Origin of the sequence: Burkholderia sp. MSMB1072 (genome assembly GCF_001524725.1) — a bacterium.
Classification (GTDB): domain Bacteria; phylum Pseudomonadota; class Gammaproteobacteria; order Burkholderiales; family Burkholderiaceae; genus Burkholderia.
Genome location: NZ_LOYC01000045.1, coordinates 1 through 16,790, shown reverse-complemented (window position 1 = coordinate 16,790; position 16,790 = coordinate 1). Strand labels below are relative to the sequence as shown.

General features: G+C 67.5%; 12 protein-coding genes. 6 read left to right on the top strand and 6 right to left on the bottom strand.

From position 1 onward, the window contains the following. Together WS89_RS34940 and WS89_RS23035 are read left to right on the top strand one after the other, a co-directional pair. On the top strand, positions 1-825 hold an 825-nt coding region (locus WS89_RS34940; RefSeq protein ID WP_179949883.1), incomplete at its 5' end, for a YadA family autotransporter adhesin. 16 nt (positions 826-841) lie between these two features. Further along, the gene (locus tag WS89_RS23035) at positions 842-1,663 is read left to right on the top strand and encodes an OmpA family protein (RefSeq protein WP_059793722.1); all 822 of its coding nucleotides are present in this window, start codon (positions 842-844) and stop codon (positions 1,661-1,663) included. Positions 1,664-1,918: 255 nt separating this feature from the next. Here the strand turns inward: WS89_RS23035 and WS89_RS23030 are convergent, their stop codons facing one another. Together WS89_RS23030 and gltP are read right to left on the bottom strand one after the other, a co-directional pair. Continuing rightward, complete coding sequence (locus WS89_RS23030; protein WP_059793726.1) at positions 1,919-3,178, bottom strand: aminotransferase class V-fold PLP-dependent enzyme; 1,260 nt, start codon at positions 3,176-3,178, stop codon at positions 1,919-1,921. A gap of 65 nt (positions 3,179-3,243) precedes the next feature. Next, the gene (gene gltP / locus WS89_RS23025) at positions 3,244-4,572 is read right to left on the bottom strand and encodes a glutamate/aspartate:proton symporter GltP (RefSeq protein ID WP_059793720.1); all 1,329 of its coding nucleotides are present in this window, start codon (positions 4,570-4,572) and stop codon (positions 3,244-3,246) included. Positions 4,573-4,747: 175 nt separating this feature from the next. Here gltP and WS89_RS23020 point away from each other — a divergent pair, with 175 nt between their 5' ends. The 3 genes from WS89_RS23020 (at position 4,748) to WS89_RS23010 (ending at position 8,178) form a co-directional block, all read left to right on the top strand. Further along, positions 4,748-5,665, top strand: a complete 918-nt coding sequence (locus WS89_RS23020) for a LysR family transcriptional regulator (RefSeq protein WP_059793718.1) — start codon at positions 4,748-4,750, stop codon at positions 5,663-5,665. A 250-nt stretch (positions 5,666-5,915) separates the two neighbouring features. After that, complete coding sequence (locus WS89_RS23015) at positions 5,916-7,223, top strand: dicarboxylate/amino acid:cation symporter (protein ID WP_059793716.1); 1,308 nt, start codon at positions 5,916-5,918, stop codon at positions 7,221-7,223. 13 nt (positions 7,224-7,236) lie between these two features. Next, complete coding sequence (locus tag WS89_RS23010) at positions 7,237-8,178, top strand: amino acid ABC transporter substrate-binding protein (protein ID WP_059793715.1); 942 nt, start codon at positions 7,237-7,239, stop codon at positions 8,176-8,178. Positions 8,179-8,266: 88 nt separating this feature from the next. On the opposite strand, the gene uvrA is transcribed toward WS89_RS23010, so the two are convergent. Together uvrA and WS89_RS23000 are read right to left on the bottom strand one after the other, a co-directional pair. After that, positions 8,267-14,173: an excinuclease ABC subunit UvrA gene (gene uvrA, locus WS89_RS23005; RefSeq protein ID WP_059793713.1), complete on the bottom strand. Its 5,907-nt coding sequence runs from the start codon at positions 14,171-14,173 to the stop codon at positions 8,267-8,269. A 219-nt stretch (positions 14,174-14,392) separates the two neighbouring features. Next, complete coding sequence (locus WS89_RS23000; protein WP_059504060.1) at positions 14,393-14,608, bottom strand: DUF3820 family protein; 216 nt, start codon at positions 14,606-14,608, stop codon at positions 14,393-14,395. Between the two features lie 197 nt (positions 14,609-14,805). Between WS89_RS23000 and WS89_RS22995 the strand changes: the two genes are divergently transcribed. After that, positions 14,806-14,994: a hypothetical protein gene (locus WS89_RS22995; protein ID WP_059793724.1), complete on the top strand. Its 189-nt coding sequence runs from the start codon at positions 14,806-14,808 to the stop codon at positions 14,992-14,994. A gap of 199 nt (positions 14,995-15,193) precedes the next feature. Here WS89_RS22995 and WS89_RS22985 read toward each other — a convergent pair whose 3' ends face one another. Continuing rightward, entirely contained in the window at positions 15,194-15,856 is a 663-nt protein-coding gene (locus WS89_RS22985) for an OmpA family protein (RefSeq protein ID WP_059793711.1), read from the bottom strand. 115 nt (positions 15,857-15,971) lie between these two features. Beyond that, the coding region (locus WS89_RS22980; RefSeq protein ID WP_179949882.1) for a YadA family autotransporter adhesin at positions 15,972-16,790 on the bottom strand (819 nt) is incomplete at its 5' end.

Sequence of the window (16,790 nt, the reverse complement as noted above, 5' to 3'; positions counted from 1 at the left end):
GTCGCGTACGGGCTGAGCAGCCCGCAGTCGTCGGCCGGCGAGGTGAACGTCGGCAATCGCCAGATCACGGGGCTCGCGGCCGGCAAGAACGGCACCGACGCGGTGAACGTGTCGCAGCTCGATTCGGTCGCGAACCAGTTGACGACGCTGATCGACCAGCGCACGACCAACCTCGGCGGGCAGTACACGACGAACCCGACCGGCGCGAACGTGCCGCCGGGCTCGACCGGGCCGAATTCGTCGGCGGGCGGGTCGGGGGCGGTGGCATCGGGCTCGAACAGCACGGCGGTCGGCAACAGTTCGCTCGCATCGGGCAACGGCTCCACCGCGATCGGCGTGGGTTCGACGGCATCGGGCAACAACTCGACCGCACTCGGCACGGGCAGCAACGACGGCGGACGCTCGAACGTGGTCGCGGTCGGCTCGGCGGATTCGGCGCGCCAGGTCGTGAACGTCGCGGCCGGCACGCAAGGCACCGACGCGGTGAACGTGAACCAGTTGAATGCGAGCGTAGGCAGCGCGTTGTCGCAAGCGAACAGCTACACGGACGGCCAGGTGGCGAGCCTGCGCGACAGCCTCGACAGCTATCGCCGCGACGCGGACGGCGGCACGGCGACGGCGATGGCCGTGGCCGGTCTGCCGCAGCCGTCCGGCCCGGGCAAGAGCATGGTCGCGATCGCGGGCAGCGTGTACCGCGGCCAGTCGGGGCAGGCGCTCGGCATCTCGACCATTTCGGAGAACAACCACTGGATCTACAAGGCGGCCGTGTCGACCAACACGCGCGGCACGTACGGCGCCGTGGTCGGCGCCGGCTATCAGTGGTAAGCGGACGAGTGATTCGATGCGAAACATGAAACGGAACAACAAGCGAACCATGAAAACTCAACAGGCTGTGCTGCTCGCGGCGTGCGTCGCGACTGCCGTCGCCATGACGGGATGTGCGGTGCCCCACACGCCGCCCCGCTTTCCGGACGCGGCGTCCGCGTCGCCCGCGGGCGGCACGTTCGTGAACGTCGCGAACCTGCGCAACGTCAGTACGGGCCTCAACAAGGATCAGCTCTACGATCTGATCGGGCCGCCGCACTTTCACGAATGGTTCGTGGGCAACCACGTGTGGAACTACCTGTTCGACTTCCGTCGCGGCGACCAGGTGGTGTCCTGCCAGTACCAGGTGCAGTTCGACAAGAACATGCGCGTGAGCGCGACGTACTGGCGTGATCCGCAGTGCGCGGACTGGGTGCGGGACACGGCGCCGGCGGCAGCCGCCGCCCGGCCGGCCCCCCTCGAGCAGTACACGATCCAGGGGGAGGCACTGTTTCCGTTCGCGCAGTCGAGCCTCGATTCGATGCTCCCGGGCGGTCGCGCGGAGCTCGACGCCGCGATTGCAAAAATCCGCGACGAAGCCGGCGCGACGAACATCGACGTGGTCGGCCACACCGATCGCATCGGCTCGGAAGAAAGCAATCGTGCGCTTTCGCTGGCGCGGGCAGAGACCGTGAAACGCTACCTGGTGACGCACGGGATCGACGCCGCTCGCATTCGGGCTGACGGTGCCGGATCGTCGCAACCGGTCTCGCGTTGTCCGCCCGGCGAAACGCCGGCCGTCATCGCGTGCCTGCAGAAAGACCGACGGGTGACCATTACCGTGTACGGGCAGCACTGAGTTCGTGCTGCGCGGGGCCGCGGTTGCGCCGATTGTGCGATGTGACGTAGCCGACGGTCGTCGGCGCGCCGGGCGACGAGTCATGCGCGCTCGCCGGCTCCACGGCGCTAGCGGCCGGCGCGGCGAGCACAACGACCCGCTCGGCATGTAATGACACGGGCCGATCGGCCCGCTTCCCGTAGCCGCAACCGGTTGCGTGGCCGGTGTGACGGCACGAACGCGACACGCCCCGGACGATCCGGGCCGTGTCGTCGATCAGCGCTGCGCCGCGAGCGCCGCGGTTATCGCCAGGAATCGTGCGATATCGTCCGGCGCATGACAATGGAGCGGCGAGATCCGCACCGCGCCGGCGAGCCCGAACGATTTCAGCATCCGGCCCGAATACAGGCTCGATGCGACGCGCTCGTACACGATCACACCGCGCTTCTCGTATTCCCGCACCGCCTGCGTCGGTTCGAGATGCGCGAAGCCGATCCCGACGATCAGGTCGCGCTGCGTCAGATCGTCATGATCCCAGTAGACGTCGACGCCGTCGATCGCACGCAAGCCGTCGAGCAACGCGGCGAGCAGCGCGCGCTCATGCAGCTCGATCCGGTGCATGCCCTCGACGAACAGCGTGCGCCGGTCATCCGAATCGATGAAATACCGGCCAATCCAGGCCACGTAATCGACGATCGCCGACACGACCGCAAACTGCGCGGGCGCCGGGCTGCCGAGTTCCCATACGCCAGTCTCCTTCGCGGCGAGCCGGTGATGCGGCAATGCCGCCGCACGCGGCGACAGCCACGACATGCCCGAGCCGCGGCATCCGAAAAACTTGTACGGGGCGAAGTTGATCCCGTCGACCGGCGTGCGCTGCAGATCGATGATCCCGTGCGGCGCATGCTGGACCGCGTCGACGACGATGAACAAGTCGGGCTTCTTCGCGCGCGCACGCGCGACGATCGTCTCGATGTCGAATTTCGCGCCGGAAATGTTCGACGCCGCCATCACGCTGAGCAGCGCGGTATCCGCATCGACGAGCGACACGATCGCATCGACGTCCACGCCGCCGGTCTCCGGATTGCTCGGCGCGACGCGCAGCGTCTTGCCGGTGCGTTCCGCGTAATACGTCATCGCATCGTAGGACGACGGATGCTCGAGCACGGTCGTCACCGCATTGGTGCCCGGCACGTTTTCCATGATCGCGCGCACCATGTCGAACATCGCACCCGATGCAGTCAGCGACGCATACACGCTGCCGCCCTGCGCGTTCAGGATCGTGCGAACGTCGTCCTCGCCGCGCGACTGGATCGCCTGCAGATCGAGTGCGCGCGCGTGGATGCGTTCCGGGCAATCGGGCAGCGCATCGATCCGCGCGTACGCGTCGACCGCGGCCTTCAACCGGAACGACCCGCCCGCGTTGTCGAAGAACAGCCGCTCGCGGCCGTCGATGTCGCGATCGACGTGATGAAAGCGCGACTTGATCTGCTCCATCAACGCGTCGGGAAAAAATGCTCCACGGGGACTGCTCATCTTCGATGCTCCTGTTTGCTTCGGAATGTTGTGCGATGCGTGCATGGCGGCGTTCATGGCGGCATTCAGCCGCGCAGCGATTCGACGTACGCGCGGCCCTTTTCCGCGTCGTACCGGCCTTCCCATTTCGCGATGACGAGCGGCGCGAGCGCGTTGCCGACGACGTTCAGCGCGGTGCGCCCCATGTCCATGATCCGGTCGACGCCGGCAATGAACGCGAGCCCTTCGAGCGGCAGCCCCGCGCTCGCGAGCGTCGCGAGCATGATCACGAACATGAAGCCCGGCACACCGGCCGCGCCCTTCGACGTGACGACCATGGTCAGCGTCAGCAGCACCTGCTGCTGCCAGCCGAGGTGCACGCCGTAGAGCTGCGCGACGAACAGCGTGCCGATGCCGAGATAGATCGATGCGCCGTCCAGATTGAACGTGTAGCCCGTCGGCACCACGAACGTCGTGATGCTCTTCGGCACGCCGTAGTCCTCCATCTTCCTCATCAGCTGCGGCAGCACCGTCGCCGAGCTGCAGGTCGAGAACGCGATGATCAGTTCGTCCTTGATCACGTGCAGCAGTGTGAGGATGCGGAACCCGAACAGCCGCGCGGTCACGCCGAGCACGGCGATCGCGAACAGCAGGATGGCGAAGTAAGTGACGGCGACCAGCTTCAGCAGCGGCAGCAGCGATCCGAAGCCGAAGCTCGCGACGGTCACCGCGATCAGCGCGCACACGCCGACCGGCGCATAGCGCATCACCATGTTCGTCACCTTGAACATCGCGTCGGCGACGCCCTTGAGCATCGCGAGCACCGGCTTGCGATGCTCTTCCGGCACCGACTGCAGCCCAAGCCCGAACAGCAGCGAGAAGAAGATCACCGGCAGCAGGTCGCCCTTCGCCATCGACGCGACGATGTTGTCCGGGATGACGCCGAGCACCAGCGCCATCAGCCCGTGGTGCGCCTGCTGCACCTGTTGCGTGGCCTGCTGGTAACGGGAGATGTCGGTGTGCCCGAGTTGCGACATGTCGGTGCCGACGCCGGGCTGCAACACGTTGCCGATCACGAGCCCGAGCACGATCGCGATCGTCGTGATCGCTTCGAAATAGAGCAGCGTCTTGATGCCGAGACGGCCGAGCGACTTGCCGTCGCCCACGCCGGCGATGCCGATCACCATGCTCGTGAACACGATCGGCACGACGATCATCCGCACCAGCTTGATGAAGATGTCGCCGGCCGGCTGCAGCAATCCGGACACGGCGGCGTCGCGCAATTGAGGAAACCGGTTCAGCACGAGCCCGGTCGCGATGCCGATGACGAGGCCGATGACGATCTGCCACGCAAGACCGACGCGCGGCTTGCGGGCCGCGCCGGCGGCGGGCGGGGAATCGATGACGGTGTCCATGCAGTCTCCAGGAATGAGGGGTCGATTGAGCGATGGGTGCGATGCGGCGCGTTTTCTGGTGAACGCACGCGCCCGGCGACGCCACGGGAGCACCTTAAACAGCCGAAATATGTAAAAAAAGCGATTTTTTGACATGAGAACATATCGCTTTTCTTCATCTATCGAGTGACTCGCGATGCTGACGTTCAAGCAGATGGAAGCGCTGTACTGGATCGTGCAGCTCGGCTCGTTCGACGCCGCGGCGACGCGCCTGAACACGACGCAGTCGGCCGTATCGAAGCGGATCCAGGAACTCGAACGCACGTTCGACCTGACCGTGTTCGATCGCGCGCATCGCAGCGCGCGGCTCACCGACAAGGGCGCGGAGCTGTTCGAGCACGCGAAGGCGTTGCTCGAACAGCGCGACCGCGTGGTCGAGCGGATGAGCTCGAAGGAAGCGCTGGTGCGGCATGTCCGGATCGGCGTGACCGAACTGACCGCGCTGACGTGGCTGCCGCGCTTGATCGCGGCGATCCAGGCCGCGTATCCGCGCGTGCACGTGGAGGCCGAGGTGGACCTGACCGCGACGCTGCGCGATCGGCTCGCGGCCGACACGATCGATCTGATCGTGGTCCCGCAGATTCATGCGACGGACGCGTTCACGGCGACGGCGGTCGGCGAGGTCGACAACGCGTGGATGTGCGCAGCCGGATTCGTGCCGACGTCCCGGGCCGCCCTGTCGTTGACGGACCTCGCGCGGTTTCCGCTGATCCTGCAGGGAAACCTGTCGGGCACCGGGCACCTGTACACGCGCTTTCTGCAGGAACACGGCGTCGCGACTCAGCGCGTGCTGTCGAGCAACAGCCTGCTCGCGCAGATCGGCCTGACGCTGTCGGGGCTCGGAGTCAGCTATCTGCCGAAGGCATGCGTCGCGCACCTCGTCGCTTGCGACGCGCTGGAGATCGTGCGCACGCAGCCGGCGCTGCCGCCGGTTCGCTACGTCGCGCTGCATCGCGCCGAACGCGCCCATTCGTTGATCGCCGAGATCGTCCGGCTCGCCGCGCAGTCGTGCGATTTCAACACGAGCCTGCTGGATCCGCGGGCGCACGACTAGGGCGAATGGCGCGGCGCTGCCCACCGCCCTCCGGCGGCCGCCGAACCGGCGATCTGCTGCGCCGCATCAATCCGTATCCGGTTGCGCCCGCTGCCGCAGCCACGAAGCGCCACCGGCGCAATCGCCGTCGCCCACCCGGACATATCCGACGCTAGCGCAAACCCGGAGCCGGTTGCACTGTTCATCGCGATTCTGGTCCTGTATCGTCCTCCCATCCCCGATTGCGAAACCGCTGCATGGGAGGCTCACGATGCGAAAAAAGAATGCTGCAGCCGTCTGGATCCTGATCGCGATGGCGGCAGGCATCGTGATCGGCTACATGATCTTCACGAGCTTTCCGGACAGGAAAGCCGCCGCCGAAATCGCCGGCTACATCTCGCTCGTGTCCGACGTGTTCCTGCGGCTGATCAAGATGGTGATCGGGCCGCTCGTCTTCTCCACGCTGGTCGTGGGCATCGCGCACATGGGCGACGCGGCGTCGGTCGGGCGCGTGTTCGCGAAATCGATCGGCTGGTTCGTCACCGCGTCGCTGGTCTCGCTGCTGCTCGGGTTGCTGATGGCGAACCTGCTGCGGCCCGGCGAGAACCTCGGCCTGCCGCTGCCGGACATCGGCGCATCCGCGAACCTCGCGACGTCCAAGTTCACGCTGAAGGATTTCGTCGGCCACATGGTGCCGAGATCGATCGCCGAGGCGATGGCGAACAACGAAATCCTGCAGATCGTCGTGTTCTCGATGTTCTTCGGCGTCGCGCTCGCCGCACTCGGCGAGCGCGGCAAGATCCTGATCGCCGCGATCGACCAGTTGTCGCACGTGATGCTCAAGATCACCGGCTACGTGATGAAGCTCGCGCCGCTCGCGGTGATGGCCGCGATGGCCGCCACCGTCGCGGTCAACGGGCTGTCGGTACTGCTGAAGTTCGCGGTGTTCATGGGCGACTTCTACATCAGCCTGTTCCTGCTCTGGGCATTGCTCGTCTGTGCGGGGTTCCTGTTCCTCGGCCCTCGCGTGTTCAAGCTGCTCGTGCTGATCAAGGAAGCGTTCATGCTGTCGTTCGCGACCGCCAGCTCCGAAGCCGCGTATCCGAAGATCCTCGACGCGCTCGACCGTTTCGGCGTGCGCCGCAAGATCTCGAGCTTCGTGATGCCGATGGGCTATTCGTTCAACCTCGACGGGTCGATGATGTACTGCACGTTCGCGTCGCTGTTCATCGCGCAGGCGTACAACCAGCACCTGTCGCTCGGCACGCAAATCACGATGCTGCTGGTTCTGATGCTGACGTCGAAAGGGATGGCCGGCGTGCCGCGCGCATCGCTCGTCGTGATTGCGGCCACGCTGCACCAGTTCGGGCTTCCGGAGGCCGGGCTGCTGCTGATTCTCGGCGTCGACACGTTCCTCGACATGGGCCGCTCGGCTACGAACGCGGTGGGCAACTCGATCGCCAGCGCGGTGGTCGCGAAATGGGAAGGCCAGCTCCTGTCGGAAGCGGACGCCGAAGCCAACGCGGCGCGCATCGAAGCGGAACAGGAAGCGACGATCGCACATCCGACGGAAGTCTGACGGAGGCCCGGCGATGAAGATGCAGCGATTCTGGCGTGCGCTCGCGCTCGCGGGCCTGCTCGCCACGGGCACCACCGCGCGCGCGGAAGATGCGCCGTCGACGCCGCCGCGCGTCGAGCCGGTCGCGCCGGCCCAACTGACCGGCACGCTCGCGAAGGTGCGCGCCAGCGGCACGATCGCGCTCGGCTATCGCGACGCGTCGATACCGTTCTCGTACCTGAACGCGCGCAACCAGCCGATCGGCTATTCGATCGAGCTGTGCAAGGCGCTCGTGTCGTCGATCGAGGATGCGGTCAACCGGAACCTGACAATTCGCTGGGTGCCGGTCACGTCCGACAACCGCATCGACGCGGTGGTCAGCGGGAAGGTCGATCTGGAATGCGGCTCCACGACCAGCAACCTCGAGCGCCAGAAGCGCGTGGCGTTCTCGCCGATCATCTTCGTGGCCGGCACGAAGGTGATGGTGAAACGAGGCGCGCCGGTCCGCTCGTTCCGCGATCTCGCGGGAAAGAAGGTCGCGGTGACGGCCGGTACGACCAACGAGAAGGCGCTGCGCGACCTGAACGAGCGGTTCAGGCTCGGGATCCAGCTACAGGTGGTGCCGGACCATGCGCAAGGCTTCGCGCTCGTCGCGAACGGCAGCGCCGATGCGTTCGCGACGGACGACGTGCTGCTGTACGGGCTGATCGCCGAGAACGCGAACAAGGGCGGCCAGTACGACGTGGTGGGCGACTTCCTGTCCTACGACCCGTACGGAATCATGTTTCGCAAGGACGATCCGCAGCTCGCCCAGCTCGTGAAAAGCACGTTCCAGGAGCTGGCCGCCGACGGCGAGATCGCGCGCCAGTACAAGCGCTGGTTCCTGCGTCCGCTTCCGTCGGGCTTGAGTCTCAACCTGCCGATGAGCCCGCAACTGGAAACCATCATCGAGACGATCGGCGTCAACGGGAATTGAGCGACGTCGACATGAGCGACGCATGACGAAACAAGAACGGCCCCGATGCCTCGCCAGGCACCGGGGCCGCTCGCCGGATACAACGCGCTCAGCCGACCCGCGCCGCGCCTTGCCGTTCCGCTTCGGCGCCTTCGGTGGCGCCTTCGGTGACGGTTCGCGCCAGCACCGGCTTCAGCGCCTGCCCGGTATGGCTTGCCTTCACCTGCACAAGCGCTTCCGGCGGCGCCGCCGCGACGATCGTGCCGCCGCCCACCCCGCCTTCCGGCCCGAGATCGATGATCCAGTCGGCTTCCGCGATCACGTCGAGGTCATGCTCGATCACGACGACGCTATGCCCCGCATCCACCAACCGGTGCAGCACGCGAATCAGCTTCGCGACGTCCGCCATGTGCAGGCCGACCGTCGGTTCGTCGAGCACGTACAGCGTGTGCGGCGCCTTCTGGCCGCGTCGCGTGATGTCGTCGCGCACCTTCGTCAGCTCGGTGACGAGCTTGATGCGCTGCGCTTCGCCGCCGGACAGGGTCGGCGACGGCTGGCCAAGCGTCAGATAGCCGAGCCCGACGTCCTTCATCAACTGCAGCGGATGCGCGATGTTCGAGATCGGCGCGAAAAACTCCACCGCCTCGTCGATCTCCATCGTCAGCACGTCGCCGATGTTCCGGCCGCGCCACGTGACGGCGAGCGTTTCCGGATTGAAGCGCTGCCCGTGGCACACGTCGCACGGCACCTTCACGTCGGGCAGGAAACTCATGCCGATCGTGCGCACGCCTTGCCCTTCGCACGCGGGGCAGCGCCCGTCGCCGGTATTGAACGAGAAACGCGACGCCGTATAGCCGCGTGCGCGCGCTTCGAGCGTATCAGCGAACAGCTTGCGGATCGTGTCCCACACGCCGATGTAGGTGGCCGGGCACGAGCGCGGCGTCTTGCCGATCGGCGTCTGATCGACTTCGAGCACGCGATCGATCTGCTCCCAGCCGCTCAGCGACTCGCAGCCCTGCCACGCATGCGTGACGTTCAGCGACGGCCGCGGCGCGCGGCGCGCGAGCACGCTCGAGCGGCGGTCGGTAGCCGGCGCGTCCTGCTGTGCCGCCTTGCGCGCCCGCCGCGTGGCCGGCGACGACAGCACCGAGCGGCCGACCGCGTCGAGCAGGTTCGTCATCAGCACGTCGCGCGCGAGCGTCGACTTGCCCGACCCGCTGACGCCCGTCACCGCGACGAGCCGCGCGAGCGGAATGCCGACCGTGACGTCGCGCAGGTTGTGCAACCTGGCGCCATGCACGGTCAGCCACGCTTCCGGCACCGCCGCCCCGCCCTTCTTGCCCGGCAGGCTCACGCTGCGGCGCGGCTGCAGCGGATGCAGCATCGGCTGCGCGAGCAGGCGCCCCGTCACCGAATCGGCCTGCGCGGCGAGATCGGCGACCGCGCCTTGCGCGACCAGCGTGCCGCCGCGCTTGCCGGCGCCCGGGCCGACGTCGATGATGTGATCGGCGCGGCGGATCGTGTCCTCGTCATGCTCGACGACGACCAGCGTATTGCCCTTGTCGCCGAGCTTGCGCAGTGCGTCCAGCAGGATCTGGTTGTCGCGCGGATGCAGGCCGATCGTCGGCTCGTCGAGCACGTAGCAGACGCCCTGCAGGTTGCTGCCGAGCTGCGCGGCCAGCCGGATACGCTGCGCTTCGCCGCCCGACAGGCTCGGTGCCGCGCGGTCGAGGCTCAGGTAGCCGAGCCCGACTTCCTCGAGAAACGCGAGGCGGCTGCCGATCTCGCTGACGATGTCGCGCGCGATCTGCGCGTCGCGTCCGGCGAGTTCCAGCGCGTCGATCCAGCGGCGCGTGTCCGACACCGTCCATTGCGCGACCTCGACGATCGGATGTGCATCGAACGTGACCGCGCGCGCGACCGGGTTCAACCGCGTACCGCCGCAATCCGGGCACGGCTCGTTGCCGACGCCCTCCGGCTCCTGCTCGTCCGACGGCAGCGTCTGTTCGCGGCCGCGGCCGTCCTCGGCGAGCACCGTGTCGTCGTACGCGGCGCGCTGTTCGCGCGTGAGCGTGACGCCGGTACCGACGCAGGTCGTGCACCAGCCGTGTTTGCTGTTGTACGAGAACATCCGCGGGTCGAGCTCCGGATAGCTCGTGCCGCACACCGGGCACGCGCGCTTGACCGACAGTACCTTGACCGCGCCGACCCCGGCGGTCGAATGATCGTTGCGCATCGCATCGTGCAGCCCGTCGAGCGGCGCGAGCAGGTGCATCACGCCCTTGCCGAGCTCGAGCGTCTCGTCGAGCCTGCGCCGCAACTCGGCTTCGTTGTCCGGCGACACGACGATATCGGCAACCGGCAATTCGATCGTGTGCTCGCGGAAGCGGTCGAGTTTCGGCCACGGATCGACCGTGACGAACTCGCCGTCGACGCGCAGATGCGTGCTGCCGCGCGCCTTCGCCCACTTCGCGAGATCCGTGTACACGCCCTTGCGGTTGACGACGAGCGGCGCGAGCAACCCGACGTGTTCGCCGCGATGATCGCGCAGCAGTTGCGCGGCGATCGATTCGACGGATTGCGACGTGACCGGCGTGCCGTCGTGGATGCAGTGCTGCAGGCCGAGCTTCACATACAGCAGCCGCAGGAAATGCCACACCTCGGACGTGGTCGCGACCGTGCTCTTGCGCCCGCCGCGCGACAGCCGCTGCTCGATCGCGACGGTCGGCGGAATGCCGTACACCGCGTCGACCTCGGGGCGACCGGCCGGCTGCACGATCGAGCGCGCATACGCGTTCAGCGATTCGAGATAGCGGCGCTGGCCTTCGTGGAACAGGATGTCGAACGCGAGCGTCGACTTGCCGGACCCCGACACGCCGGTGATCACGTTGAACTTGCCGTGCGGGATGTCGACGTCGAGCGACTTCAGATTGTGCTCGCGCGCGTTGACGATCCGCACGACGTCCTCGCCCTCGACCGCACGGCGCGCGCGCGCCGCGTTCAGCACGGCCTGCAGCGGCACGCCTTCGTCGGCAACCGCCGCTGCGCCGTCCATCGCGCGGTCGTACTGCAGCAGCGCGACGCCGGTATGCGATCCGGCGCAGGCCTTCACGTCGTCGGGCGTGCCCGCGCACAGCACGAAGCCGCCGCCATCGCCGCCTTCCGGGCCGAGATCGATCAGCCAGTCGGCCGCGCGGATCACGTCGAGATTGTGCTCGATCACGATCAGCGAATGGCCGGCTGCGAGCAGCTTGCCGAACGCCTGCATCAGCTTCGCGATGTCGTCGAAGTGCAGCCCGGTGGTCGGCTCGTCGAACATGAACAGCTTCGCGCGCGCGATGCGCGCCTCTTCCGTCGCGACCCGGCGCCCGTTGGCTGCCGCCGCCGACTCGGCGAGGAAGCCGGCGAGCTTCAGGCGCTGCGCCTCGCCGCCCGACAGCGTCGGCACCGGCTGGCCGAGCTTCACGTATTCGAGGCCGACGTCGACGATCGGCTGCAGCACGCGCAGCACCTCGGCATCGGTCGCGAAGAACGCGGCGGCTTCGCTGACGGTCAGGTCGAGTACATCGGCGACGTTCAGCGCGCGGCCCGCGCGCTCGATGCGCACTTCGAGAATCTCGGCGCGGTAGCGGCTGCCGTCGCAGTCCGGGCAACGCAGGTAGACGTCGCTCAGGAACTGCATTTCGATGTGTTCGAAGCCCGAGCCGCCGCAGGTCGGGCAACGGCCGTCGCCCGAGTTGAAGCTGAACGTGCCGGCGCCGTAGCCGCGCTGCAGCGCGAGCGGCGCCTTCGCGAACAGCTTGCGGATTTCGTCGAACGCGCCGACGTAGCTCGCCGGGTTCGAACGCGTGGTCTTGCCGATCGGCGACTGGTCGACGAACACGACGTCGCCGACCTGGTCGGCACCCGTCAGGCTGCGGAACGCGCCCGGCGACTCGGTCGCCTTGCCGTGGTGCCGCGCCATCGCCGGATACAGCACGTCCTGCAGCAGCGTGGATTTGCCGGAGCCGGATACGCCCGTCACGCACACGAGCCGCTGCAGCGGAATCTCGACCGTGACGTCGCGCAGGTTGTGCTCGGTCGCGCCTTCGAGCACGATGCGCGGCGTGCTCGCATCGACCGGACGGCGCGCCCAGTTCGACGCATGCGCGACCTGCTTGCGGCCGCCGAGATACTCGCCCGTCAGCGTGTGCGCCGAACGGATGTCGCCCGGCGTGCCGTCGTACACGATCGTGCCGCCGCGTTCGCCCGGGCCGGGGCCCATGTCGATCAGTCGATCGGCCGCGAGCATCACCGACGGATCGTGCTCGACCACGACCAGCGTGTTGCCCGCGTCGCGCAGCCGCTGCATCGCCTCGACGATCCGCGTGAGATCGCGCGGATGCAGCCCGATGCTCGGCTCGTCGAGCACGAACAGGGTTTTCGTGAGCGACGTGCCGAGCGCCGTCGTCAGGTTGATCCGCTGCACCTCGCCGCCCGACAGCGTGCGGCTCTGCCGGTCGAGCGTCAGGTAACCGAGCCCGACGTCGCACAGGTATTTCAGCCGCGTGCGCACCTCGGCGAGCAGCAGCTTCAATGCATCATCGAGCAGCGCGCTCGGCAGCACGATTTCGTCGAAGAAGCGCCGGATGCGCTCGATCGGCAGCAGCATCAGGTCGTGCACGGTCAGGCCCGGCAGCGCCTCGAGCTGCGCGCGGCTCCAGTCGACGCCGCGCGGCATGAAGCGATCGGCCGGCGCGAGCACGCCGTCGGCATTCTCTTTCGAGCCGAGCCGCCATTGCAGCGATTCCGTCTTCAGGCGCGCGCCGCCGCACACGTCGCACGGCGTGTAGCTGCGGTATTTCGACAGCAGCACGCGGATGTGCATCTTGTACGCCTTCGATTCGAGGTAGCCGAAGAAGCGCTTCACGCCGTACCACTGGCTCTGCCACTTGCCGTTCCAGTCCGGCGAGCCGTCGACGACCCAGTCGCGCTCGGCATCCGTCAGCTCGGACCACGGCACGTCGCGCCGGATGCCGGCCTTCGCCGCGTAGCGCATCAGGTCGTCCTGACACTCTTTCCACGCGGGCGTCTGCATCGGCTTGATCGCGCCGCCGCGCAGCGTCTTGCGCGCATCGGGGATCACGAGGCCGAGATCGACGCCGATCACGCGGCCGAAGCCGCGACAGGTTTCGCACGCGCCGTACGCCGAGTTGAACGAGAACAGCGCCGCTTGCGGCTCCGCGTAGCGCAGGTCGCTGTCGGGATCGTGCAACCCGGTGGAGAAGCGCCACACCTGCGGCTCGGCGACCGCGTTTTCAGCCTCCGGCGCCAGCACGTACACGTTCACGCGGCCGCCGCCGCGCTTGAGCGACGCCTCGATCGCCTCGACCACCCGCACCTTGTCGGCCTGCTGCACGCGGAAACGGTCGGCCACCACGTCGAGCACCTTGCGCGCCCCGGTGGGCGACGCGATTTCGCGCTGCGCCTGCACGCGCGTGTAGCCGCTCGCCGACAGCCACTGCGCGATTTCCTCGTCGGACACCGCTTCCGGCAATTCGACCGGGAACGTGACGACGACGCGCGGATCGTCCGCCCGCGTACGCGCGACGAGTTCCGCGTAGATCGTCTCCGGCGTATCGTGCCGCACCTGCCGCGCGGTCTTGCGGTCGAACAGCTCGGCCGCGCGCGCGTACAGCAGCTTCAGGTGGTCGTTCAGCTCGGTCATCGTGCCAACGGTCGATCGCGAGCTGCGAACCGGGTTGGTCTGGTCGATCGCGATCGCGGGCGGCACGCCGTCGACGCGCTCGACCTGCGGGCGATCCATCCGGTCGAGGAACTGGCGCGCGTACGCGCTGAAGGTTTCGACGTAGCGCCGCTGGCCCTCCGCGTACAGCGTGTCGAACACGAGACTCGACTTGCCCGAGCCCGACGGGCCGGTCACGACCGTCATTTCGCCGGTGCGCAGGTCGAGATCGAGATTCTTGAGGTTGTGCTGACGTGCTCCGCGAATGCGGATCAGATTGCTGGATGACAATTTGCCTGCCCGTCTGAATGAGTTAGCCAGAGTTCACGGTGCCGGAACGCTGCGGCGGATGCCCGCAGGCGCGGCGCGGGCCGCGACAAGGGATACCTGCGCGCGGCCCGGTTCGACGGATACTATACTGTATATTCATACAGTTTTCCATGAACGGGCGAAGGCGCGAAAACGCCTCGCCGTCAGCGAATCGGGCGACCGCCCGGGCGCGACGCCGTGCTACGCGGGTTTGCGCAGCGGCTCCAGCAGGTGCCGCAAGCCGTTATGGTCGATCTCGTGCATGAGCGCGAGCTGTCGGCCGAGTTCGCCGCGCGGGAACCCTTCGCGAGCCAGCCAGTTGAGGTAAGGTCCGGGCAGGTCGGCAATGAGTCGGCCCTTGTATTTTCCGAAGGGCATGGTGACGGCGACAAGGCGCTCGAGATCGGGGGCATGCATGCGCGTATTGTGCACGGCTTTGCGCTCTCCCGCCGCGCGCGCGCCGCTCCACGCCGGCCCACGGCCGCGAATCCGGCCCTTCGCGGCCGGCCGAATCGACGAACCGGCCCCGATTGACGGTCGGGACTCGCGTCTGCCGCCGACTTCCTTCCCGCCTGCTAGACTGGAACTTCCCCCTGCACACCATGGAGGGAATCATGATGTCCACCTACGTCGTGAAGACCGGCGAGCTGTTCCTGTGCACCGCCGAGGACGGCGATATCGGCATGGCGCCGGCCATCGAGGATGCCGCATCCTTTAGTTCGTACGACGAAGCGGAGAAAGCCGCAAGCGCGCATGCCGACCCGGGATACGAGATCGTGGCCGTCTGCATGATCAGGCACTGAGCGTCGATTCACGGCCCGTGCGGATAACGATTCGCAGGCCGGACGCACGTCGCCGTGGGGCGACGGCGTTCATGCGACGGACCGCATGCGCACGCCGCGACGGCCCTTTCCCGCCGCCGTCGTCCGCGTCGAGCATCATCGCCGCAAGCAAGCCGTCCTGCTTCGACGGCCGCGCTTGCGGCAACCCGGTCGCGGCATCCTACTTCTGCAGCGAGATTTCCACGCGACGATTGCGCGCGCGCCCTTCGGCGGTATCGTTCGATGCCGCCGGATTGGCTTCCCCATGACCGGCCGCGGCAAACGAATCCGCCTTCAGCCCGTGCTCGCGCAGGTATGCGGCGACGGCTTCCGCCCGGCGCTTCGACAGCGCCTGATTGTGCGCATCCGAACCGGTCGCGTCGGTATAGCCGTCCACTTCCACGCGGGAGAAATGCCGGTCGGCCTGCTGGTTCAGCAGCGTGTCGAGCGCGGCGGTGGCCGCGGGCGTCAGCGCGGCCGAGTCGGTCGCGAAATACGCATCGCCGGTCAGGCTCACCTTCTCGACCGGCGCGGGCGCCGGCGCAACGGCCGCGGCGGCCGGTGCGGGCGCCGCGCCGCACTGGAACACGATCGAATGCGGATCGGCGCCGTCGCGGTACGGCGTGGTGGTGTCGACGAGGCGCACGGGCTCGTTGCCGCACATGCGTGTCGCGACCTTCATGCAGGTCTTCGCGGTCGACAGGATGCCGTGGCAGTCGACCTGGAACGTCCGGATGCCGTTGCGCGACTGCAGTTCGTACGCGTTGTACGTCGGCCCCGACGCACTCGAACAGGCCGCGAGGGAAACGACGGACGCCAGCAGTGCAAGATGGATGTTTTTCACTTGATTACTCCGAGAATGCGATGGGCGCAGCGTGCGGCGCGGCCGCACGCGCATGCGTTTGCGTTCGGCGCGGCCCGCCCCGGCACCGTGTGCCGGAACGAACCGCTGCGCGCGATCACTTCCACTGATACAGCATGCCCGCGCCGACGACGCGCTGGCTGCCGGCGAAACCGCCGTTCAGCGTCGCCTTCAGGTTCTCCGTGATGCGCGCCTGCATGCCGACCGCCATGGCCTTCTGGCCCTGGAACGTCGCCGTGCCGACCCCCATCGCGAAGTTCGAATCGCGGTCCATGTGCGGGATCGACGCCATCGCGGCGGTCGCGGCGATCCCCTCGCGGGCCATCGAATCGGTCTGCTGGATCTGCTGCTGCATCTGCGTGAGCTGGTTGTTGACCGTGTTCAGCGACTGCGTGAACTGGTTCGATACCGCATTCAACTGGTTCACGTTCACGGCGTCGGTGCCCTGCGTGCCGGCCGCGACGTTCACGACCTGGCGCGCCGAATCCGCCGAGCCGACCGCGACCACGTTCGAGCGCCCGCCATCGTTGCTGCCCGTGCCGAGCGCAGTCGAGTTGTTGCCCGATGCCGTCGAACCCACGCCGATCGCGGCGGAGCCGTTGCCCGATGCCGTCGAGCCGTTGCCGACCGCCGTGCTGTTCGAGCCCGATGCCACCGCCCCCGACCCGCCCGCCGACGAATTCGGCCCGCTCGCCCCTGGCGGCACGTTGCCGCCGGTCGGATTCGACGTGTACGAACCACCGAGGTTGGTCGTGCGCTGGTCGATCAGCGTCGTCAACTGGTTTGCGACCGAATCGAGCTGCGACACGTTCACCGCGTCGGTGCCGTTCTTGCCTGCTGCGAGCCCCGTGATCTGGCGATTGCCGACGTTCACCTCGCCGGCCGACGACTGCGGGCTGCTCAGCCCGTACGCGAC